The sequence below is a fragment of the Pseudomonas cedrina subsp. cedrina genome (assembly GCF_001983175.1).
In the GTDB taxonomy this organism is placed as follows: Bacteria; Pseudomonadota; Gammaproteobacteria; order Pseudomonadales; family Pseudomonadaceae; genus Aquipseudomonas; species Aquipseudomonas cedrina.
Window position 1 is genome coordinate 45,036 of record NZ_MNPW01000015.1, and the last position, 22,705, is coordinate 67,740.

17 protein-coding genes and 1 pseudogene are annotated in these 22,705 nt (G+C 61.8%); 13 read left to right on the forward strand and 5 right to left on the reverse strand.

Going from position 1 to position 22,705, the window contains the following annotated elements:
- Positions 1–115 precede the first annotated feature (115 nt).
- The 4 genes from speA to BLL36_RS26150 all read right to left on the reverse strand — a co-directional run bounded on the left by speA (position 116) and on the right by BLL36_RS26150 (position 4,240).
- Positions 116–2,029, reverse strand: a complete 1,914-nt coding sequence (gene speA / locus BLL36_RS26135; protein ID WP_076954495.1) for an arginine decarboxylase — start codon at positions 2,027–2,029, stop codon at positions 116–118.
- Between the two features lie 143 nt (positions 2,030–2,172).
- The gene (locus tag BLL36_RS26140) at positions 2,173–2,544 is read right to left on the reverse strand and encodes a translation initiation factor Sui1 (RefSeq protein WP_043049484.1); all 372 of its coding nucleotides are present in this window, start codon (positions 2,542–2,544) and stop codon (positions 2,173–2,175) included.
- Positions 2,545–2,633: 89 nt separating this feature from the next.
- Positions 2,634–3,170, reverse strand: coding sequence for an NUDIX hydrolase (locus BLL36_RS26145; protein WP_076954496.1), 537 nt, complete (start codon positions 3,168–3,170; stop codon positions 2,634–2,636).
- Between the two features lie 2 nt (positions 3,171–3,172).
- Complete coding sequence (locus tag BLL36_RS26150) at positions 3,173–4,240, reverse strand: DUF2333 family protein (protein WP_076954497.1); 1,068 nt, start codon at positions 4,238–4,240, stop codon at positions 3,173–3,175.
- A gap of 299 nt (positions 4,241–4,539) precedes the next feature.
- Between BLL36_RS26150 and BLL36_RS26155 the strand changes: the two genes are divergently transcribed.
- The 13 genes and pseudogenes from BLL36_RS26155 to BLL36_RS26215 all read left to right on the forward strand — a co-directional run bounded on the left by BLL36_RS26155 (position 4,540) and on the right by BLL36_RS26215 (position 21,855).
- Positions 4,540–6,210 carry a response regulator gene (locus BLL36_RS26155; protein WP_076954498.1) on the forward strand — a complete coding sequence of 557 codons (1,671 nt, stop codon included), beginning with the start codon at positions 4,540–4,542 and terminating at the stop codon, positions 6,208–6,210.
- A 1,499-nt stretch (positions 6,211–7,709) separates the two neighbouring features.
- Positions 7,710–8,225: pseudogene (locus tag BLL36_RS31800) on the forward strand (methyl-accepting chemotaxis protein); the annotation flags it as partial.
- A gap of 420 nt (positions 8,226–8,645) precedes the next feature.
- The gene (gene aroQ / locus BLL36_RS26165) at positions 8,646–9,101 is read left to right on the forward strand and encodes a type II 3-dehydroquinate dehydratase (protein ID WP_076954500.1); all 456 of its coding nucleotides are present in this window, start codon (positions 8,646–8,648) and stop codon (positions 9,099–9,101) included.
- A 24-nt stretch (positions 9,102–9,125) separates the two neighbouring features.
- Positions 9,126–9,587: an acetyl-CoA carboxylase biotin carboxyl carrier protein gene (gene accB / locus BLL36_RS26170; protein ID WP_076954501.1), complete on the forward strand. Its 462-nt coding sequence runs from the start codon at positions 9,126–9,128 to the stop codon at positions 9,585–9,587.
- A gap of 17 nt (positions 9,588–9,604) precedes the next feature.
- Positions 9,605–10,966 (forward strand): acetyl-CoA carboxylase biotin carboxylase subunit, encoded by a 1,362-nt coding sequence (gene accC, locus BLL36_RS26175; protein ID WP_076954502.1) that lies wholly within the window; start codon positions 9,605–9,607, stop codon positions 10,964–10,966.
- Between the two features lie 272 nt (positions 10,967–11,238).
- On the forward strand, positions 11,239–12,117 hold the full coding sequence (gene prmA / locus BLL36_RS26180; protein WP_076954503.1) for a 50S ribosomal protein L11 methyltransferase: 879 nt from the start codon (positions 11,239–11,241) through the stop codon (positions 12,115–12,117).
- Between the two features lie 30 nt (positions 12,118–12,147).
- A complete protein-coding gene (locus BLL36_RS26185) occupies positions 12,148–13,383 on the forward strand; it encodes a DUF3426 domain-containing protein (protein WP_076954504.1) in 1,236 nt (411 codons plus the stop codon).
- Positions 13,384–13,567: 184 nt separating this feature from the next.
- Positions 13,568–14,581, forward strand: coding sequence for a tRNA dihydrouridine synthase DusB (gene dusB / locus BLL36_RS26190; RefSeq protein WP_076954505.1), 1,014 nt, complete (start codon positions 13,568–13,570; stop codon positions 14,579–14,581).
- A complete protein-coding gene (fis, locus tag BLL36_RS26195; protein ID WP_002555375.1) occupies positions 14,578–14,898 on the forward strand; it encodes a DNA-binding transcriptional regulator Fis in 321 nt (106 codons plus the stop codon). The genes dusB and fis overlap by 4 nt, the downstream gene beginning before the upstream one ends.
- Before the next feature lie 81 nt (positions 14,899–14,979).
- A complete protein-coding gene (purH, locus tag BLL36_RS26200; protein WP_076954506.1) occupies positions 14,980–16,587 on the forward strand; it encodes a bifunctional phosphoribosylaminoimidazolecarboxamide formyltransferase/IMP cyclohydrolase in 1,608 nt (535 codons plus the stop codon).
- Positions 16,588–16,755: 168 nt separating this feature from the next.
- Positions 16,756–18,048 (forward strand): phosphoribosylamine--glycine ligase, encoded by a 1,293-nt coding sequence (gene purD, locus BLL36_RS26205; RefSeq protein WP_076954507.1) that lies wholly within the window; start codon positions 16,756–16,758, stop codon positions 18,046–18,048.
- Positions 18,049–18,161: 113 nt separating this feature from the next.
- Positions 18,162–20,936, forward strand: a complete 2,775-nt coding sequence (locus BLL36_RS26210; protein ID WP_076954508.1) for a hybrid sensor histidine kinase/response regulator — start codon at positions 18,162–18,164, stop codon at positions 20,934–20,936.
- 322 nt (positions 20,937–21,258) lie between these two features.
- Entirely contained in the window at positions 21,259–21,855 is a 597-nt protein-coding gene (locus BLL36_RS26215) for a MarC family protein (protein ID WP_003171467.1), read from the forward strand.
- Here BLL36_RS26215 and BLL36_RS26220 read toward each other — a convergent pair.
- Positions 21,852–22,631 carry a hypothetical protein gene (locus BLL36_RS26220; RefSeq protein ID WP_076954509.1) on the reverse strand — a complete coding sequence of 260 codons (780 nt, stop codon included), beginning with the start codon at positions 22,629–22,631 and terminating at the stop codon, positions 21,852–21,854. The genes BLL36_RS26215 and BLL36_RS26220 overlap by 4 nt on opposite strands.
- Positions 22,632–22,705 lie beyond the last annotated feature (74 nt).

A 22,705-nucleotide genomic window follows, 5' to 3' on the forward strand; every position in this document is an offset into this window, starting at 1 on the left:
TCAAAATGTGGGAGCTGGCTTGCCTGCGATAGCGGTGTGTCAGAACAGGATTGTTATCTGATACACCGTCATCGCAGGCAAGCCAGCTCCCACATTTGATCCGGGGTTACTTCAGTTACGAGGACAGGTAGGAAGACCGTGTCAGGCCCAGACGCAAGGCATCCAGGAACTGAGTACGCTCGCTGGCACTGATCTTCGCGCTCGCACACTTGTCCCGGTAATGGGTCATCAACTCTTCCGGTGACAAGTGCACGTAGCGCAGCATGTCTTCGATCGTGTCGTGCGTCTCGATCCCTGCGCTGTACACCGAACCATCTTCGCGCTGGTAGATGTTCACCGAGTCGGTGTCACCGAACAGGTTGTGCATATCGCCGAGAATTTCCTGATAGGCGCCGACCAGGAAGATGCCCAGCAAGTAATCCTCGCCTTCATTCAAGGCATGCACCGGCAAGCTGGTTTCGATGCTCTGCTCGTCGACGTACTGCTTAATCTTGCCGTCGGAGTCGCAGGTCAAATCCTGCAACACCGCACGACGCAGCGGCTCTTCGTCAAGGCGATGCAGCGGCAGGATCGGCAGGACCTGGCCGATGGCCCAGGTGTCCGGCAGGCTCTGGAAGACCGAGAAGTTGCAGATGTATTTGTCGGCCAGCTTGTCGTTGAGTTCGTCCAGCACCTGGCGGTGCGAGCGCTGGCGGGCCTTGAGCGAGTTGTGCAGGCGGCGGCACACGGCGAAGTAGCACTGCTCGGCCAGGGCTTTCTCGGCCAGGGTCAGCTTGCCATCGGCGTACTGGGTGGCCACGTCGCTCATGTAGTGCGTGGCGCGCCAGTAGGTCTCGGTGACCATCTCGATGTCGGTCGGGCCGAGCAGGTCCACCAGCCATTGCACGGTTTCCGGCAGGCTTTCCTTGTTTTCGATGATCGGAATTTCGTCGTTGTGTTTCTCGACGTCCGTCACCTGCACCACCAGCATGGCGTGGTGGGCGGTCAGCGAGCGGCCGCTTTCGGAAAAGATGTTCGGGTGCGGCAGGTTCTGCGCGTCGCAGAATTCCTTGAGCATGCCCACGACCACGCCGGCGTAGTCGTCCATGTCGTAGTTGATCGAGCTGGCGTTACGCGAGTGCGTACCGTCGTAATCCACGCCCAGGCCGCCGCCCACGTCGATGTGGTCCACCGGCAGGCCGAGGTTGCGCAGTTCGCCGTAATAACGAATGGCTTCCTTGAACCCGTGCTGGTAGTCGGCCAGGTTGGCGATCTGCGAACCCATGTGAAAGTGCAGCAAACGGATGCCCTGGTCCAGGCCCGCCGCGCGGAAGCGCTCGACCACCGACAGCAACTGCGCCGCCGACAGACCGAACTTGGACTTCTCGCCACCGGTGTCTGCCCACTTGCTCGACGCCAGCGACGACAAACGCACGCGCAGGCCGACCTGCGGCTTGACCTTGAGGCTGGCGGCCTCTTCGATCACCAACCCGACTTCGGATTCTTTCTCGATCACGATGAACACGTTGTGGCCAAGCTTCTGGCCCATCAGCGCGAGGCGGATGAACTCACGGTCCTTGTAACCGTTGCAGACAATGGTGCCGCCCTTCGGCGCCAGGGCCAATACGGCCAGCAGCTCAGGCTTGGAGCCGGCTTCCAGGCCGATGGAGACGTTCTGGGTGGCGATGATGTTCTCGATCACCGCTTCCTGCTGGTTCACCTTGATCGGGTACAGCGCGGTGTATTTGCTCTGGTATTCCAGGCGCGCGATGTTGGCATCGAACGCACCGGTCAACTGGCGTACACGGTCTTGCAGAATGTCGGGGAAGCGCACCAGCAGCGGCAGCGACAGGCCGCTTTTACGCAACTGGTCAACTTGCTCGTACAGGTCGACGGGCGTGCTGTTCGGGCCGTTCGGACGGACTTCAACGCGACCGGCATCATTGATCGCGAAATACCCGGCCCCCCAATGGCGAATCCCGTAAACACTGCGGCTGTCCGCAACTGTCCATTGGCTGCCATCGTCTTTGCGTGTGCGTCGTACGGACATCGAAGTCCCCTATAAATGAAGTCGAAAACACCGCCCCTCTCTGAGGCTGGCGCAGTCTAAAGAATGAAAATGACGATTTGCCTGCGTGCAAGGTAGGACCCCACGCGCGGGACAGAGTTTAGACACTGGCTGGGAAGAGGCTTTCAGCCGCCGGACTTCTTGGCCTTGTAACCGAGCTTGATCAGCTCGGCCAACAGCAACTCGACGTGATCGCCCTGGATCTCGATGACCCCGTCCTTCAACGCACCACCGGTGCCGCAACGCTTTTTCAGCGTGGTGGCGAGTTCCTTCAGCGCGTCTTCTGCAAGCGGCACTCCGGTGATGGTGGTCACCGTCTTGCCGCCACGGCCTTTGCTCTCGCGTCGCACGCGGGCAATGCCGTCGCCTTCGGGGATCAGGGTTTGTTTACAGATGCAGGCGTCCACGGGCTGGCGACAGTCCGGGCAGTGTCGACCTGCGTCGGTGGAAAATACCAGGCCACCCAGGGCGGCGAAGGATGCGGCTTTCTTGGCCACCGGCAATCCTCTAGGGGGATGAAAAGTGGCGCAGTGTAACGGCAAAAAGCCAAGTTGCTAAGGGCCAAATGGCGCCATTTCATGCAACTTTAGCGACGCAACGCCAGATAACGCCGCAGGCCCTCTTGAGCGTCCGGGCAGTAAGGCTTTTGCTTGGCCTCGCGCAGCACCGCTTCAATCGGTAAAAAGCGCGCCTCCATGACTTCTTCGGGCTGCGGGCGCAGTGGCCCGTCCCACACTGCGGAGTAAGACCGGCACCAAAGCCTGCTGTCGCCGTCTTCGAAGTAGAAATGGTCGTGCTCGGTCAGCTCCACCCCGCTGACGCCAAGCTCTTCCGCAAGTTCACGGGCCGCTGACTCGGCATAGCTTTCCCCTGCTGCAACCATCCCGCCCGCCGCCGTGTCCCAGTAACCGGGATACAGGGCTTTGCTCAGGGTGCGCCGATGCACACACAGCTCGCCCCTGGAATTGAACAGGAAGATAAAGGTGCAGCGGCCGATCAGCCCGCGCTCGCGCAGGTCGGACCGGACGAGGGTGCCAAGCAGGTTGTCGTGCTCGTCGACCCATTGGATCAGTTCAGCGTCGGAAGCCGCGCGGTGCGCGGCCTCCTTTTGAGTAGCGTCCATCATCAACCCTGGTTGAGGAGCTGACGCAAGTCGATCACTGCAGCGTTTGCCCGTGAAATGTAATTGGCCATCACCAGCGAGTGGTTCGCCAGTACGCCGAAGCCACTGCCATTGAGAATCATAGGACTCCAAACCGGTTCCTGCGAGGCTTCCAGCTCACGAATGATCTGGCGCACGCTGACGGTGGCGTTTTTCTTGGCCAGGACGTCGGCAAAATCGACTTCGATGGCACGCAGCAGGTGGGACAACGCCCACGCCTGGCCACGGGCTTCGTAGAACACGTTATCGATCTGCATCCATGGGGTTTCCACCACTTCTTCGTCGACCTGGGGCACTTCACCCGGCGCCAGTGCTTCGGTTTTCAGTGCGGTGTTCAGTTTTACCCGGCCAACGCTGGCCGACAGGCGTTGCGACAGCGAGCCCAGGCGGGTGGCGACATCGCCCAGCCAGTTGTTGAGGTTATCGGCACGGGCATAAAACAGTGCGCCACGCTGGTTCGGGTCGGACAGGCGCGCTTCGTAGCGGCTCAGGGAGTTGATGCCTTCCTGGTATTCCGACTCGCTGGACGGCAGCACCCAGCTCTTGTTGTCGAAGTTGAAGCGCGGCTCGGCCTTGGCCAGGTCGGCGTCTTCGGCCGATTGCGACTGGGAGCGGGCGAAGTCTTTACGCAGGGCACGGGTCAGGTCGCGCACCTGCACCAGCACGCCATATTCCCAGCTCGGCATGTTGTCCATCCACAAGCCTGGCGGGAAGCGGTCGTTGGCAATGTAGCCACCGGGCTTATGCAGCAAGGTGCCCATCACGGTCTTGAGGGTTTCCACGGTGGTGAACCCCACCACCATCTGCTTGCCGTCTTTTTCGGCGGCGATCTGCGCATTTTGCTGGACCGGAAACAGTGCCGGCTCTTCGCTCCAGTACCAGCCCAGGGCGCCGGTCACCAACAGGTACAGGCCGATGACGCTCAGCAACGCCCGGCTCATCAGCAGGTTGCGCAAATAGCTGCGGTTGGCCGACTTGGGCTCAGGCGCGGGGCCTTTGGCACTGCCTGCACGGTTTTTCCAGTCCAGCATGGCGATATCCTTTCAATCACTTGAGTTCATGCACTTGAATTGACGGCGTGCGTTCAAACACTCCGACCACAACCCTACCCCATCGTGCCCGCCCATGCGGGGCTTTTCGGCAAACTGGCACACACGGGGTCTTGGACTATAAAGGATGCACGCTTTTTACGCCGCGCGACCATCCAGTCAGCAACTGAATGCTTCGGAATACATAGTTTATTGACGCATGACACTCATCCAGGGGAAAAGAGGTGCTAGCATAGAGCCATCAGTCGACCTCAGCATGCACCCTAACTAGTAGTCAGGATATGACCGAGCCAGAAGACCCGAGCCGTGAGCGTCTCAAGCAGCATTTTGCCCAGCGGGTAATTCATCAGGCACGTCAAATTCTTGAGATCTGGCAGCGCCTGCAACGCAGCGAATGGTCCGCCGCCGACCTCTGCGAACTCAGCGAGGCCAATGTGCGCCTGCTGCGTTTTGCCGAGCGTTTCGAACAGCCGGAACACGGCCAGTTAGCGCAGCACATCGGCGAGACCCTCAAGGCGGTGGACGAGAACCGTGGGCGCCTGAGCAGCCAGTTGATCACTGAACTCAACCGCTTGATGCAGCGCCTGTCACGCACCGGCCTGCGCCAGGGCGATCAGCTGGAGCACACCTCGCTGCCACCGATGCGCAAGCCGATCTACGTGATGCTGGCCGATCACGACCGTGCCGAGCGCCTGGCCAAACAATTGGAATTCTTTGGCATGAGCGCCCAGTCCCTGGACAGCGTGGCGGCGTTCCATGCATCGATGGCCGAGCGTTTGCCTTCGGCCATTGTGATGGATGTGGATTTCTGCGGCCCGGGCCTGGGCCTCAAACTCGCCACCCAGGCCCAGGAAGGCCTGGAGCAAAAGCTGCCGCTGCTGTTCTTCAGCCTGCATGAAACCGACACGCCCACCCGCTTGGCGGCCGTGCGCGCCGGGGGCCAGGAATTCCTCACTGGCACCCTGGAAGCTTCCAGCCTGCTGGAAAAAATCGAAGTACTGACCTGCGTCGCCCAGTACGAGCCGTATAAAGTGCTGATCATCGACGACTCGCGGGCCCAGGCGCTGCACACCGAGCGGCTGCTCAACAGCGCCGGCATCGTCACCCGCACGCTGATCGAGCCGATCCAGGCCATGGCGGAACTGGCGGACTTCCAGCCCGACCTGATCATCCTCGACATGTACATGCCCGCCTGTACCGGTACCGAACTGGCCAAGGTGATCCGGCATAACGACCGTTACGTCAGCGTGCCGATCATCTACCTGTCGGCCGAGGACGATCTGGACAAACAACTGGACGCCATGAGCGAAGGCGGCGACGACTTCCTCACCAAGCCGATCAAGCCGCGCCACCTGATCACCACCGTGCGCAACCGCGCCGCGCGTGCGCGCAACCTCAAGGCCCGCATGGTGCGCGACAGCCTGACCGGCCTGTACAACCACACCCACATCCTGCAATTGCTCGAAGACTGCAGCTTTCGCGCACGCCGCGAAAACAAGCCGTTGAGCTTTGCCATGCTCGACATAGACCACTTCAAGCGGGTCAATGACAGCCACGGCCACCCCATGGGCGATCGCGTGATCAAGAGCCTGGCGCTGTTTCTCAAGCAACGCCTGCGCAAGACCGACTATATCGGACGCTACGGCGGCGAAGAGTTCGCCATCGTGATGCCCGATACCGACCTGGAATCGGCGTGTCAGGTGCTGGACGAAATCCGTGGCCGCTTTGCCGAAATCCACTACCCGGCACAACCCCACGACTTATGGTGCACCTTCAGCGCCGGGCTGGTGGAGCTGTGCGACGGTTCCGACAGCCTGATGATGGCGGCCCAAGCCGACGAAGCGCTGTACCGCGCCAAGCACGCCGGACGCAATCGCGTACAGGCGTCGCGCGCATCAAAGCAAAGTGCCATCTTTTCATCGGATTCCACTGATTCGGTCATAACGCTGTAATGGAAACGCAATAACTTCAGGCACTTATCTTTTGCTGTCGGTTGAAACCACGCATGCGCCTGAAGCTGCTGACCAATCTCAATACCCTTCTTCTGGTGGCCGTGTGCCTGGCGCTGGGGGCGACGCTGTGGTGGTCGCAACGGGCGCTGGAGCGGCCTTATCTGCTGATGGAACGCTACCTGGGGCTGTCGCAGACGTTCCAGAACCAGGCCGCGCGCAATATCGACGACTACCTGGCCAGCGGCGATGCGCTGCGCCTGAGCAGCGCCAGCCAGAGCCTGGAAGGCCTGTTGCACGCGCTGGATGAACTGCCGGCAAATCTTGCGCAAGACCTGCGCCCCAGCCTGGTTGACCTGGACGGGTTCAGCAAGACCGACTTGCTGGCCGCCGGCAAGCTCGCAGGCGACCCGCAAGCCTTGCTGCTGCAGGCCGAGCGCGAATTGGGCGCGAACCTGGAACAACTGAGCCAGTACGCCATTGGCGTCAATTCCGCCGACGCCGCACGCTACCTGCCGCCGCTGCTCGCCGCCGCCCAGCACTTGGGCAAACTGTCACTGGCGCGCGACAAACTGGTGAGCAGCGGGCGCGCGGAACTCGCCACTGATGTGGAGCGTGAAGTCGGCAATATCCGCAGCCAGGCGGACCTGCTGGAACAACTGCCGTTGCTCGGGGTAAAGGCCAGCGCAGACTCCAATACGGATGATTTTTCGGCGCTGATGGGCCTGGAAAATACCGAAAAAACCGAAGCCCAAGACAGCGGCGTCGACCTCAAGCGCGAGCTCAACAGCCTGCTGACCCGCTACCCCGCCGAACTCAAGCGCACCCGCGAGCAGATCCAGAAACGCGCCGACCTGGCCGCCGCTACCCACCTGAAAATCAATGCCGTACAACAGGCCATCGCCGGCCTTGAGCCGGTGGTGCGTGCCCAGCACGGCATTATCCAGGGCGAAGTGCGCCTGATGCAGGGCGTGATGATCGGCTTGATCCTGCTGATTGCGCTGCTGATCGACACGCTGCAACGGCGCCTGGCACGGGTGCTGACCAACCTGGCACCGGCGCTGTCGACTTGGGCCGAAGGCGACTTCAGCCGGCCGATTGCCTTGGGCAAGACCAACCGTGAGCTGCGCGATATCGAAGCCTCCCTGAACCGCCTGCGTGCTTATCTGGTGGACTTGGTGGGCACCATTCGCGGCAACGCGCAGGAAGTCGCCGGCAGCAGCCGCGCCCTTGCCGAACTGAGCAGCGGCCTGCATGACGGCGCCGAACGCCAGGCCGGGGATACCGCGCAGATCCGTGACTCGCTGGGTGAACTGGAAGCGACCATCCAGCAAGTGGCCGGCGACGCCAGCCACGCCGCCGGCGCCAGCCGCAGCGCCGGCCAGGCGGTGGAGCAAGGCCAGCGGGTGATCGGCCTGAGCCTGACCGGACTGCATGCCTTGGTCGGGGAAGTGCAGCAGAACGCGCAGATGATCGAAAAACTCGCCGAAGAATCCGCCACCATCGGCGGCGTGCTCACGGTGATTCGATCCATTGCCGACCAGACCAACCTGCTGGCCCTCAACGCCGCCATCGAAGCCGCCCGCGCCGGGGAAGCCGGGCGTGGCTTTGCGGTGGTCGCCGATGAAGTCCGCTCCCTGGCCCAACGCACCGCCGGCGCCACGGCCGAGATCCAAGGCCTGATCGCCGGCCTGCAAACCGCCGCGCACCAATCCGTTCAGGGCATGCGTGCCCAGGTCGAACACGCAGAAGCCACCGCCCAGCAGGCCCAGGCGGCGGACGGTGCGCTGGATGAAATCGTCGGGGCGATCCGGACCATTTCCGACACGGCGGTGCGCATCGCCGATGTGACGGCGCAGCAAAGTGGTGCCGTCAGTGAAATACGCGACAACAGCGAGCGAATTCATCAGTTGGGTGAAGATAATCTGCTGCGCATCGGCCAGGGCCGGCGCCAGGGCGAACACCTGCTGGTGCTGGGCGGGCAGCTCAATACGGCGGTGCAGGCCTTCCGTGTCTGACTCGATCTCCTCGCTCATGAATATCCAGACCCATGTGGAGATCAAAATGTGGGAGCGGGCTTGCTCGCGAATGCGGCCTGTAGTGAGCGGGCTTGCCCCGCGCTGGGCTGCGAAGCGGCCCCAATAAAGACACCTTCGACCTCCAGGTAGAACCGAGTCGCCTGGTTTGGGGCGGCTTCGCCACCCAGCGCGGGGCAAGCCCGCTCACTACATACTGCCTTCGCGAGCAAGCCCGCTCCCACATTGGATCTTCATGGATTTCAAAACAGTGTTCCAATGACCAGAACCTGGCCCACAGTCACAAATTTTGCGCAATCCTCGCTAATCGTGCCGCCTACTGCATAGAACTGGACAGTCACAAAGGCTTTGCGGCATAGTCGCCGGGTTCTGCCGTACCCACATCAATAACAAGGAACAGCGATGGCGACCTTACTGGTTCTTCACGGACCCAACCTGAACCTGCTCGGCACCCGTGAACCGGGCGTCTACGGGGCAGTCACCCTGGATCAGATCAACCTTGATCTCGAGCGCAGGGCCCGTGTTGCCGGGCACCATCTGCTCTACCTGCAAAGCAATGCCGAGTACGAATTGATTGATCGCATCCATGCCGCGCGCGGCGAAGGCGTGGACTTTATCCTGATCAATCCCGCCGCTTTTACGCACACAAGCGTTGCATTACGTGACGCGTTGCTGGCGGTGAGCATCCCATTCATCGAAGTGCATTTGTCGAACGTGCACAAACGTGAACCTTTCCGCCATCACTCCTACTTCTCCGACGTAGCGGTAGGAGTGATCTGCGGCCTTGGCGCCAGCGGTTACCGACTGGCCCTGGAGGCCGCCCTGGAACAGCTTGAACAACCGGCCAAGCGCCCCTGACCGACCCTTGGGAGTTGATGATTCATGGATATCCGTAAAGTTAAGAAACTGATCGAACTGCTGGAAGAATCCGGTATCGACGAGCTGGAAATCAAGGAAGGCGAAGAGTCCGTACGGATCAGCCGCCACAGCAAGACGCCGGCCCAGCAGTTCTATGCGCCACAGATGCAAGCACCGGCCCCGGCTGCTGCACCTGCCGCCGCACCTGCCGCTGCCGCGCCTGCTGCAGCCCCGGCCGCACCTGCGCTGAACGGCTTCGTGGTCAAGTCGCCAATGGTCGGTACGTTCTACCGCACCCCGGCACCGACCTCGCCAGCCTTCGTTGAAGTCGGCAAGACGGTGAAAGTGGGCGACACCATCTGCATCGTTGAAGCGATGAAGATGATGAACCACATCACTGCCGAAAAAGCCGGCGTCATCGAATCCATCCTGGTAGAAAACGGTCAGCCGGTTGAGTACGACCAGCCGCTGTTCACCATCGTTTGAACCGCGGAGCGCCTTCGATGTTGAAACCTGCGAAGAAACTGCAAAAAGTCCTGATCGCCAACCGCGGCGAGATCGCGCTGCGTATCCTGCGCGCCTGTAAGGAAGAGGGCATCAAGACCGTCGCTGTTTACTCGACGGCCGATACCGAATTGATGCACGTGAAACTGGCGGACGAGAGCATCTGCATCGGCCCGCCACTGGCCGCGAACTCGTACCTGAAAGTCTCGAACATCATCGCCGCGGCAGAAGTGACTGGCGCCGATGGCATCCACCCGGGCTACGGCTTCCTCGCGGAAAACGCCGATTTCGCCGAACAGGTGGAAAAATCCGGGTTCGCCTTCATCGGCCCGAAAGCCGAAACCATTCGCCTGATGGGCGACAAGGTCTCGGCCAAGGACGCCATGATCGCCGCCGGCGTGCCGACCGTTCCAGGTTCCGACGGCCCACTGCCTGAAGACGAGGAAACCGCGTTGCGCATTGGTCGCGAAGTCGGCTACCCGGTGATCATCAAGGCCGCCGGTGGCGGTGGTGGTCGCGGCATGCGCGTGGTGCACAAGGAAGAAGACCTGATCGAAGCCGCCAAGCAGACCCGCTCCGAAGCGGGTGCCTGGTTCGGCAACCCGATGGTCTACCTGGAGAAATACCTGACCAACCCGCGTCACGTGGAAGTGCAGGTACTGTCCGACGGCCAGGGCCACGCCATCCACCTGGGCGACCGCGATTGCTCGCTGCAACGCCGTCACCAGAAAGTATTGGAAGAAGCCCCGGCACCGGGCCTGGACGAGAAGGCCCGCGAGGAAGTCCTCGCGCGCTGCGTCAAGGCGTGCATCGACATCAATTACCGTGGCGCCGGGACCTTCGAGTTCCTCTACGAGAACGGTCGTTTCTACTTCATCGAGATGAACACTCGCGTGCAGGTAGAGCACCCGGTATCGGAGATGGTCACCGGTATCGACATCGTCAAGGAGATGCTCAGCATTGCCGCCGGCAACAAGCTGTCCTTCACCCAGGACGACGTGAAGATCCACGGCCACTCGCTGGAATGCCGGATCAACGCCGAAGACCCGCAAACCTTTATGCCGAGCCCAGGCCTGGTCAAGCATTTCCACGCGCCCGGCGGCAACGGCGTACGTGTGGATTCGCACCTGTACAGCGGCTACAAGGTTCCGTCCAACTACGACTCGCTGATCGGCAAGCTGATCACCTGGGGCGCCACCCGCGACGAGGCCATGGCCCGCATGCGCAACGCCCTGGACGAAATCGTGGTCGACGGCATCAAGACCAACATCCCGCTGCACCGGGACCTGGTCCGTGATGAAGGCTTCTGCGAAGGCGGTGTGAACATTCACTACCTGGAACACAAGCTGGCCAACCAGTAAGTTCTTGCTCCACCCACAAAACCGCCTTCGGGCGGTTTTGTTGTTTATGCAACAGCAAGAACACCACCAACCCCCTGTGGGAGCTGGCTTGCCTGCGATAGCGGTGGATCAGGTATTGATGAGCAAGCAGACACTCCGCCATCGCAGGCAAGCCAGCTCCCACATTTGGACCGAGTACAGTCAGTAGTGTCGTCTTCTGCCCGCCGCTGGCGTAAACTTGCGCCCTTTCGCGGCCCACCCGCCGCACATTCATTTTTTCAAAGGTGCCCGCCATGCCTTGGCTGCAAGTCCGTCTCGCCATCAGCCCAGAACAAGCCGAAACCTATGAAGACGCTTTCCTCGAGGTGGGCGCTGTCTCGGTCACCTTCATGGACGCCGAAGACCAACCGATCTTCGAACCGGAACTCAACACCACGCCACTATGGTCCCACACCCATTTGCTGGCCCTGTTCGAAGACGGCACCGATGATGCCGCCGTGCTTGCCCACATGGAATTACTGACCGGCGGCCCGCTGCCGGAGCATCACAGCGAAGTGATCGAAGACCAGGACTGGGAACGCAGCTGGATGGATAATTTCCAGCCCATGCGTTTTGGCCAGCGCCTGTGGATCGTACCGAGCTGGCACGCGGCGCCGGAACCTGACGCCGTCAACCTGCTGCTGGACCCCGGCCTGGCGTTCGGCACCGGCACGCACCCCACCACCGCGCTGTGCCTGGAATGGCTGGACGGCCAGGACCTGACCGACAGCCACGTGCTGGACTTCGGCTGCGGCTCGGGAATCCTGGCGATTGCCGCCCTGCTGCTGGGCGCCAAGGAAGCCGTCGGCACCGATATCGACGTGCAGGCGCTGGAAGCTTCCCGCGATAACGCCGGGCGCAACCACATTCCTGAAGGCAAATTCCCACTTTACCTGCCGCAGGATTTGCCGCAGGTACAGGCCGATGTGCTGGTGGCCAATATCCTCGCCGGCCCGCTCGTGTCCCTGGCGCCGCAGCTGTCGAGCCTGGTCAAGCCGGGCGGCCGCCTGGCGCTGTCGGGCATCCTTGCCGAGCAGGGCGAAGACGTCGCCGCGGCCTATGCCAAGGATTTTGCGCTGGATCCGATCGCCAACCGTGATGGCTGGGTACGCATCAGCGGTCGTCGGCGCTAGAATGAGCGCTTGCCTGAATCGGATGGCCGCATGACCGACAGTTTCGTCACCCAGTGCCCGCATTGCCAAGCACGCTTTCGCGTCAACCACGCTCAATTGAGCGTGGCTCGCGGCGTGGTTCGCTGCGGCTCGTGCCTGCAAGTGTTCAATGCGGCGCGCCAGTTGCTGCAGCAACGCGGCCAAGCGCCTGCGCCGGAACCGGGCGTGCCGGTCGAGACGGCGCCTGAACCGGTGCGGGCAATCAGCCAGAAACAGTGGACCGCCCAGGAGCTGGATCTGGACGCCCTGGACCTGGACGAAGAACTCGCCAAGCTGGAACGCCGCGAGATCCAGCACACGTTGCCCGCCGGCACAGAACGTCGCCAGCCCGGCACCGACCGGCGACACAGGGACGAATCCTTCAGCGCCAGCCGCGACACGGTTAAGGCCGAAGAAGAAAAATGGGCCGCCAGCCTGTTCAGCGAACCGCCCGAGGAGCGCTTCCAGGCCCCTGAAAGCGAACCCGAACCGCCGCACATCGCCGCGACCCGGCAGCGCACCGAGCCATCCATGTCGCTGCACGCCGACGACATCGACGATGAGCCGCCCTTGCATTCGATGCCAGATGACGACCACATTGATCCGCCGTTCACGCCATTGACCCAATCGGCCGATGACGTTGAACCCGAAGCACGCCCAAAACCCAGTCGCAAGCGTCCGCGCGCCGAAGCGAGTGTGCACGACGACCAGTTGCTGGACCTCGAAGACGACCCACTGCATCTCTACGCGCAAAAGCGTCCGGCCAGCCTGGGCCGTCGCCTGGTCTGGCTGTTGCTGGTACTGATCGCCGCCGCCGGCCTGGCCGGCCAATATATTGCCTACCAATTCGACGACCTGGCCCGCCAGGACGCCTATCGCCCGTGGTTCCAGCAACTGTGCCCCACACTGGGCTGTACCGTGCCGTCGCGGGTCGATATCGCCCATATCAAGAGCAGCAATCTGGTGGTGCGCAGCCACCCGGATTTCGCCGGGGCGCTGGTGGTGGACGCGATCCTCTATAACCGCGCGACCTTTTCCCAGCCCTTCCCGCTGCTGGAGCTGCGCTTTGCCGACCTGAACGGCGGCCTGATCGCCAGCCGCCGCTTCAAACCCGCCGAATACCTCAGCGGCGAGTTGGCCGGCGTCAGCGAAATGCCATCGCAGGTACCGATCCATATTTCCCTGGATATCCTCGACCCAGGCAACAAAGCCGTGAATTACAGCCTGAGCTTCCATTCGCCTGAGTGAAGCGGTTGATGCGCGGGGGTTTGACGGCAGGTTATTGACTTCCCCGCGCGCAACCAAACCGCTGGCGATAAAAAATAACTGTTCAGATTTTATCCAATTCAGCCTTTATCCAGTCATCGAGAGCGGGTATCATGCCAACCCTTTTTCGAACTCTAATGATCCGGCCCCACAACAGGGAAGTCCTATGTCGGCGGTACGCATCGGCCCATACACATTGCACAATGGCTTGATTCTCGCCCCGATGGCGGGGGTTACCGACCAGCCCTTTCGTCAGCTGTGCAAACGTTTGGGCGCGGGTCTAGTAGTCTCGGAAATGGTCACCAGCGACATGAGCCTGTGGAACACCCGCAAATCGCGGATGCGCATGATCCACGAAGGTGATCCCGAGCCACGCTCGGTACAGATCGCCGGTGGAGATGCACAAATGCTGGCGGATGCGGCCCGGGCCAACGTGGAGTTGGGGGCACAGATCATCGACATCAACATGGGCTGCCCGGCCAAGAAGGTCTGCAACAAGGCCGCCGGTTCCGCGCTGTTGAAAGATGAGCAGTTGGTTGCCGAGATCCTGCAGGCCGTTGTCGCCGCAGTGGATGTGCCGGTCACCCTGAAGATTCGTACCGGATGGGACCGGGACAACAAGAACGGCCTGACGGTGGCGAAGATCGCCGAACAGGCAGGCATTACAGCGCTTGCGGTGCACGGCCGCACCCGCGCCGACCTTTACACAGGCGAGGCCGAGTACGACACCATTGCCGCCATCAAGCAGGCGGTGTCGATGCCGGTCTTTGCCAATGGCGACATCGATTCAGCCCAGAAAGCCCGGCGCGTGCTGGACGCAACCGGTGCCGATGGCTTGTTGATTGGCCGGGCCGCTCAAGGGCGTCCGTGGATTTTTCGTGAGATCGAGCACTTTCTGCGTACTGGCCAAATATTGCCGTCGCCGGAGCTGGTCGAGGTGGAACGTATTCTGCTAGAGCATCTGGCTGCCCTTCACACCTTCTACGGAGAGGTGATGGGCGTGCGCATCGCGCGCAAGCATGTGGGTTGGTATCTGGCAACGCTGCCGGGCGCCAGGGAGTTTCGCGCCGGGTTCAATCGTTTGGATGAAACGCAAGCACAGGTCACCGCCGTTCGTGAGTTCTTTGCCGAACGAGACAAGAGCCTGGGACCAGGGGACGGAAAAGGGGTGGCCGCATGACGATGATGACCGAGACTTTAGTGAGTGGAACAACGCCCGTGAGCGACAACGTCAATTTGAAACAGCACCTCAACACGCCGAGCGAAGAAGGCCAGACCCTTCGCGGGAGTGTCGAGAAGGCGCTGCACAATTATTTCGCCCACCTCGAGGGCGCTTCCGTCACGGACGTGTACAACCTGGTGCTCTCCGAAGTCGAGGCTCCCTTGCTCGAAAGCGTGATGAACTACGTCAAGGGCAACCAGACCAAAGCCAGTGAGCTGCTGGGCCTTAACCGTGGCACCTTGCGCAAAAAGCTCAAGCAATACGATTTGCTGTAAGCATTCAATCAAACCAGAAAGGCGCCCGCGTAAAAACGGTCGCCTTTTTTGCTGACTCCTTAGCTTTTGATGGAAATTGAAATGACCGACCAGACTACCCGCCTGCCGATCCGCCGCGCCTTGATCAGTGTTTCCGACAAGACCGGGATCCTCGAATTCGCCCGGGAGCTGGAAGCCCTGGGCGTGGAAATCCTTTCCACGGGCGGGACCTTCAAACTGCTGCAGGACAACGGCGTGGCCGCAGTGGAAGTGGCGGACTACACCGGTTTCGCAGAAATGATGGACGGTCGGGTCAAGACCCTGCACCCGAAAATCCACGGCGGCATCCTCGGCCGTCGCGGCATCGACGACGCGATCATGAGCGAGCACGGCATCAAGCCGATCGACCTGGTGGCCGTCAACCTCTACCCGTTCGAAGCCACCATCAACAAACCAGGCTGCGACTTGCCGACCGCGATCGAAAATATCGATATCGGCGGCCCGACCATGGTTCGCTCGGCGGCCAAGAACCACAAGGACGTGGCCATCGTGGTCAACGCCAGCGACTACGCCCAGGTGCTCGAAAGCCTGAAAGCCGGTGGCTTGACCTACGCCCAGCGTTTCGACCTGATGCTCAAGGCGTTCGAACACACCGCCGCCTACGACGGCATGATCGCCAACTACATGGGCACCGTGAACCAGGCCGCTGAAACACTCTCGACAGAAGGCCGCAGCCAGTTCCCGCGCACCTTCAACAGCCAGTTCATCAAGGCCCAGGAAATGCGCTACGGCGAGAACCCGCACCAGAGCGCGGCGTTCTACGTTGAAGCAAAACCGGCCGAAGTCGGCATCGCCACCGCGACCCAACTGCAAGGCAAGGAGCTGTCCTACAACAACGTCGCCGACACCGACGCCGCGCTGGAATGTGTGAAGAGCTTCGTCAAGCCGGCCTGCGTCATCGTCAAGCACGCCAACCCGTGCGGCGTCGCCGTGAGCCCGGACGCAGAAGGCGGTATCCGCCAGGCGTACGAATTGGCCTACGCCACTGACACTGAATCGGCCTTTGGCGGCATCATCGCCTTCAACCGTGAACTGGATGCCGAGACCGCCAAGGCGATCGTCGAGCGTCAGTTCGTCGAAGTGATCATCGCGCCAAGCGTCAGCGAAGAGGCCCGCGCCATCGTCGCCGCCAAGGCCAATGTGCGCCTGCTGGCCTGCGGCGAGTGGTCGGCCGACCGCGCGACTGCCTGGGACTACAAGCGCGTCAACGGCGGCCTGCTGGTACAGAGCCGCGACATCGGCATGATCGGCAGCGACGACCTTACAGTTGTGACCAAGCGCGCGCCGACCGAGCAAGAGATCAACGACCTGATCTTCGCCTGGAAAGTGGCCAAGTACGTCAAATCCAACGCCATCGTCTACGCCAAGAACCGCCAGACCATCGGTGTCGGCGCCGGCCAGATGAGCCGCGTGAACTCGGCGCGTATCGCTGCGATCAAGGCTGAGCACGCCGGCTTGCAGGTGGCGGGTTCGGTGATGGCGTCCGATGCGTTCTTCCCGTTCCGCGATGGCCTGGACAACGCCGCGAAAGCAGGCGTGACCGCCGTGATCCAGCCGGGTGGTTCGATGCGTGACGCCGAAGTGATTGCCGCCGCTGATGAAGCCGGCATCGCCATGGTCTTCACCGGCATGCGCCACTTCCGTCACTGATCCAACATGGCCTGATGGGCGCTGGCTTTATGTGGGAGCTGGCTTGCCTGCGATAGCATCACCTCGGTGCACCAGATACACCGAGGCGCCAGCATCGCAGGCAAGCCAGCTCCCACAAAAAAGCAGCCCGCAGTGTTTCCAAGAATTGCGTCATCCGAGGTTTTTGAAATGAATGTTTTGATCATTGGCAGCGGTGGCCGTGAACACGCCCTGGCCTGGAAAGTTGCCCAGGACCCGCGCGTCCAGAAAGTCTTCGTCGCTCCCGGCAACGCCGGTACCGCCATTGAAGCCAAATGCGAGAACGTTGCCATCGACGTACTGGCTCTCGAGCAGTTGGCCGATTTCGCCGAGAAGAATGTCTCCCTGACCATCGTCGGTCCCGAAGTCCCGCTGGTTGCCGGCGTGGTGGACCTGTTCCGCAGCCGTGGCCTGGACTGCTTCGGCCCCACCGCCGGCGCTGCCCAGCTCGAAGGTTCCAAGGCATTCACCAAGGATTTCCTGGCCCGCCACAAGATCCCGACCGCCGACTACCAGAACTTCACCGAAATCGAGCCGGCCCTGGCTTACCTGCGTGAAAAAGGTGCGCCGATCGTGATCAAGGCCGATGGCCTGGCCGCCGGCAAAGGCGTGATCGTGGCGATGACCCTGCAGGAAGCCGAAGACGCCGTGCGCGACATGCTCGCCGGCAACGCCTTTGGTGACGCCGGTTCGCGCGTGGTGATCGAGGAGTTCCTCGACGGCGAAGAAGCCAGCTTTATCGTAATGGTCGACGGCAAGAACGTCTTGCCGATGGCCACCAGCCAGGACCATAAACGCGTCGGCGACGGCGACACCGGCCCCAACACCGGCGGCATGGGTGCCTACTCCCCTGCCCCGGTCGTCACCGCCCAGGTGCACCAGCGCGTAATGGACCTGGTGATCTGGCCGACCGTGCGTGGCATGGCCGACGAAGGCAATGTGTACACCGGTTTCCTGTACGCCGGCCTGATGATCGACAAAGCCGGCAACCCGAAAGTCATCGAGTTCAACTGCCGCTTCGGCGATCCGGAAACCCAACCGGTGATGCTGCGTCTGCAATCGAGCCTGGTGCTGCTGGTGGAAGCCGCGCTGGCCCAGGCCCTGGACAAGGTTGAAGCGCAGTGGGATCCACGCCCAAGCGTCGGCATTGTGCTGGCGGCCGGTGGCTACCCGGCGGACTACGCCAAGGGTGACGTCATTGACGGCCTCGACGCCGCCGCCAAGCTGGAAGGCAAGGTGTTCCATGCGGGCACCGCGCTCAAGGATGGCCAGGTCGTGACCGCCGGTGGTCGTGTGCTGTGCGCCACCGCCATGGGCGCCAGTGTCGACGCCGCGCAGCAACAGGCGTACAAACTGGCCGCGAAGATCGATTGGCAAGGCTGTTTCTACCGCAAGGACATCGGCTACCGCGCCATTGCCCGTGAACGTGGCGAAAACAGCTGATCCGTCGGCGTCAGTACTATCCGTTCGGCTAGGCAGGGGCCCGTGGCCCTTGCCGTATGCAGGCCTCCCCGCGCATAGTTAACGCGTGCATCAACCTACGAAGGGATTTCGCCGTGCGCTGGCTCAGGATCGCCATAGGTTTTACTGTCAGCCTGCTGACACTGCTCTGTTTGTTCCCGGCCCAGGCCGCGGCGCAAGGCAGTGGCTGGGCAGTATTGCTTGATGAACAGGCTGACCTGCAACTGAGCGATATCCGTTCCTCGCGCTACACCAATCAATTCAGCCCCATCGAACTGGACCGCATTACCGCCGCGCCGCCGGACGGTGCGTTGTGGGTGCGTTTCAAGCTGCAACCCGGCAAGCACGAACAAGTGCTGCGGGTATTCGCCCCGGACCTGTCGCACCTGAGCCTCTATGTACTGGACGGCGATGCTCTGGTGGAACAACAGAGCACCGGCACGCGCCAACCGCAGGCTGAGCGACCACTGCCCAGCAGTGACTTCATGCTGCCGATGCCCCAGAGCCAGAAGCCGCTCGACGTCTACCTGCGCCTGGTGTCGGAACACGAACTGCGCCCCTACATCACCCTGGAGCCGGCCGTGCTCGCCGCGGCCGACCAGACCCAGACGCTGATCTACGGGCTGCTGTTCGGTTGCCTGCTGATGCTGATCCTGCACAACCTCACACGCTTCGCCTATCACCGCTCGCGCAGCAGCCTATGGTTGGCGGCCTGCGAAGTGTTGTTGATGCTCAGCCTGGCACTGCTGCTGAACCTGGTGGGCCCATGGTTGCCGAACTGGCACGCGGTCCAGGCCCCCGGCGCCTACCTGGCGTTGCTGCTGACCGCGCCGTGCGGGCTGATGTTTGCCTACCGCTTCTTCATGCCCCTGGGCCCGCATCCCCTGAACAAGCTGCTGATGGCCGACATATTGTTCATCGTGTTGTGCGGCCTGCTCCTGTTATTCGTCAACACCCTGCCCCTGAACATCATTACCTACGTCCTGGTGGCCCTGGCCGGCTTGAGCATGCTGTTTGTCTCGGCCTATCACTGGCAGCAGGGCTATCGCCCGGCCCGCCTGTTCGTGGCGGCGATGGTGGTGTTCAACATCGGTACGCTGATCATCCTGCCGGCGCTGCTGGGCCTGACGATGGTGTCGCCCCAGGGCCTGATCGTCACGCTGCTGGCATTTATCTGCCTCAGCGGCCTGTTGATGAGCCTGGCGTTGGGCGAGCGCCAACGTGCGCTGGTCGAGGCGCGATTCAGCCTCAGCCGCGACCTGGCGGCGAGCAACGCCGAAATCGCCGCCAAGGCGGAGTTCCTGGCCAAGATCAGCCACGAAATCCGTACCCCCATGAATGGCGTGCTGGGCATGACCGAGCTGCTGCTGGGTACCCCGCTGTCGGTGAAACAGCGCGACTACGTGCAGACCATCCACAGTGCGGGCAATGAGCTGCTTACCCTGATCAACGAAATTCTCGATATCTCCAAGCTGGAATCCGGCCAGATCGAGTTGGATGACGTGCAGTTCGACCTTAATGCGCTGATCGAGGACTGCCTGAGCATCTTCCGCGCCAAGGCCGAACAGCAAAACGTCGAACTGATCAGCTTTATCCAGCCCCAGGTACCGCGCGTGATCAGCGGCGACCCGACGCGCCTGCGCCAGGCCATGTTGAGCCTGCTGGAGAACGCCCTGCAAAAAACCGATGAAGGCGAAGTGCTGATCGTGGTTGCCCTGGACGACCGCAGCACCCAGCCGCGCCTGCGCATTGCCGTACAAGACAGCGGCCTGCCGATGGAAGCGGCCGAGCGCGACGCCCTGCTGCACAGCGAATTGCACAGCAAGAACTTCTTCTCGGCCACCCGCTTGAACGGTCACCTGGGCCTGGTCATCGCCCGCCAGTTGATCCTGTTGATGAACGGCGAGTTCGGGATCAAGAGCGGCAGCCATCAGGGCAGCACCCTGTGGCTGACCCTGCCGCTGGACCCGGAACGCCTGGAGCATCCGACCTCCGATCTCGACGGCCCGCTCAAAGGCGCCCGGGTGCTGGTGGTGGACGACAACGACACCTGCCGCAAAGTCCTGGTGCAGCAGTGCTCGGCCTGGGGCCTCAACGTCAGCGCCGTGCCCTCCGGCAAGGAAGCCCTGGCGCTGCTGCGCACCAAGGCGCACTTGCGTGATTACTTCGACGTGGTCCTGCTGGACCAGAACATGCCCGGCATGACCGGCATGCAACTGGCCGCGAAGATCAAGGAAGACCCGAGCCTGAACCACGACATCCTGCTGATCATGCTCACCGGCATCAGCAATGCGCCGAGCAAGATCATCGCGCGCAACTGCGGGATCAAACGCATCCTCGCCAAACCCGTGGCCGGTTATACGCTCAAGACCACTTTGGCCGACGAACTGACCCAGCGCAGCAAGGGCAACACAGCGCCTCGCGCGTTGCCCGGCGCACCGGCGGCCGTCACCGTACCCAGCGATTTCCGTATTCTGGTGGCCGAAGACAACAGCATTTCCACCAAAGTAATCCGCGGCATGCTCGGCAAACTCAACCTCGACCCGGACACCGCCAGCAATGGCGAAGAAGCGCTGGAGGCGATGAAGGCCCAGCGCTATGACCTGGTATTGATGGACTGCGAAATGCCGATCCTCGATGGCTTCTCGGCGACGCAGCAATTGCGCGCCTGGGAAGTCAGCCACCAGCGCATTCGCACGCCGGTGGTGGCGCTGACGGCGCACATCCTGTCGGAACACAAGGAACGGGCACGCCAAGCCGGGATGGACGGGCACATGGCCAAGCCGGTGGAGTTGTCGCAGTTGCGTGAACTGGTGGAGTTCTGGGTGGCGCAGCGTCAGCAGAAGCAAGAGCACAGCACTGTTTCCTGACTTGGAATGCTCTCCCCTGTGGGAGCTGGCTTGCCTGCGATAGCCATAGGTATCTACACAATTTTCAGAGGGCTGACAAATCTCCCTGTAGTGAGCGGGCTTGTCCCGCGCTGGGCTGCGAAGCGGCCCCAAACCAGGCGGATTGGGTTTGTCTGAACTGCGCGGTGTCTCTATTGGGGCGGCTTCGCCACCCAGCGCGGGACAAGCCCGCTCACTACAAAAATGTGTAGATACCTATGGCTATCGCAGGCAAGCCAGCTCCCACATTTGACCGGTTTCGCCTGATAGACTCGACCCATCTCCCCTGCCGCGAGCCACCTCCATGCTCCACGTGTTATTCAGCGTCTACCTGAAAATGCTCGTGCTCTACAGCCCGTTCTTCGTGCTGTCCTGCTTTATCAGCCTCACCCGTGGCTACTCCAGCAAAGAGCGGCGGCGCCTGGCCTGGAAAGTGGCGCTGGCGACCCTGGTGTCGAGCGTGTTGCTCTACCTGTTCGGCCGGGTGATTTTCAGTGTGTTCGGCATCACCGTGGACGCGTTCCGCATCGGCGCCGGCAGCGTGCTGTTTATCTCCGCGCTGGGCATGGCGCAGGGCAAGTCGGCCGTGCAGACCGACAACGTACAGCAGGACGTGACCATCGTGCCACTGACCATCCCCCTCACCGTCGGCCCCGGCACCATCGGGGCGCTGTTGGTGATGGGCGTAAGCCAGCCACACTGGGACGACAAGCTCACCGCCATCCTCAGTATCGCCCTGGCCAGCCTCACGGTCGGCGTGGTGCTGTACCTGTCCAACCGTATCGAGCGCATCCTCGGCGACCAGGGCTTGCAGATTGTCAGTCGGTTGATGGGGTTGTTCGTGTGCGCCCTGGCCGCGCAAATCATCTTTACCGGCGTACGCGGCTACCTAGTGCCCTAGATCCGGTACTTGGCGATGGCCAGCCGCACCTTGTCACCTGCGCTCTCGCGCATCAGTTGCAGGGTCTTTTCGTTGATCAGCGAAGTGTTCAGCACCAGGCACGTCTGCCCACTGAAAGCTTCGAACGAGGAGCTGTCCCATTCCAGAAATGGCAACCCGACCTGCTTGCTCACGCTGTGGGTGCTGTAAGTCACCAGCACCATTTTCAATTCGCCCTCCATCTCGGCACAGGACGCCAGGCCGAAATCCGCGCCCTGGTGCACCGTGCTGTTGCGCTTGAACAACTCGAACGTCGCCGGTGTCTGCTTCAACGCCTCCAATGCATCGGCCGCCAACCTGGGCAGAGCCGCCAGCAGTGGCGCAGACAAGGACGTCGACCCCAGCAGGGCCGCAATGATACCCAGCACCTGGGACTGCACGGTCAGCCCCTTGCCTGAACGCGACACCCGCTCGAAGCGGCTGCGCACCGGCAGCCAGCCCAAGCCGGTCATCACCTTGATGAACTCCTCGTACCAACCCTCGGTACCGCGCTGGATGTGCAACACATCGCTGACATAGCTGCTGGCCAGCAGATAGCTCTTGCGGATGTATTCCCGGTTCAGCCCCGACAAGCCATCGGCAAACGAGATCACGCCGTTGTTGACCACCGCCGCGTTGAAGTCGTCTTCGCTGTCCGGCGCGCAAGGCTCACCCGTTCCCGGCGCTCCGGGCAACTTGTAGGCGGCAATCAATTTGCGCCTTTTTGTACTGTTGATCCTTCTGTGATGTCGCTCCATTTTGACTCTCCACAAGCACCCCAACTCGGGGCTTATGTTCACCCTAGTCCACCCGCCGACGGACTTGCCAGACG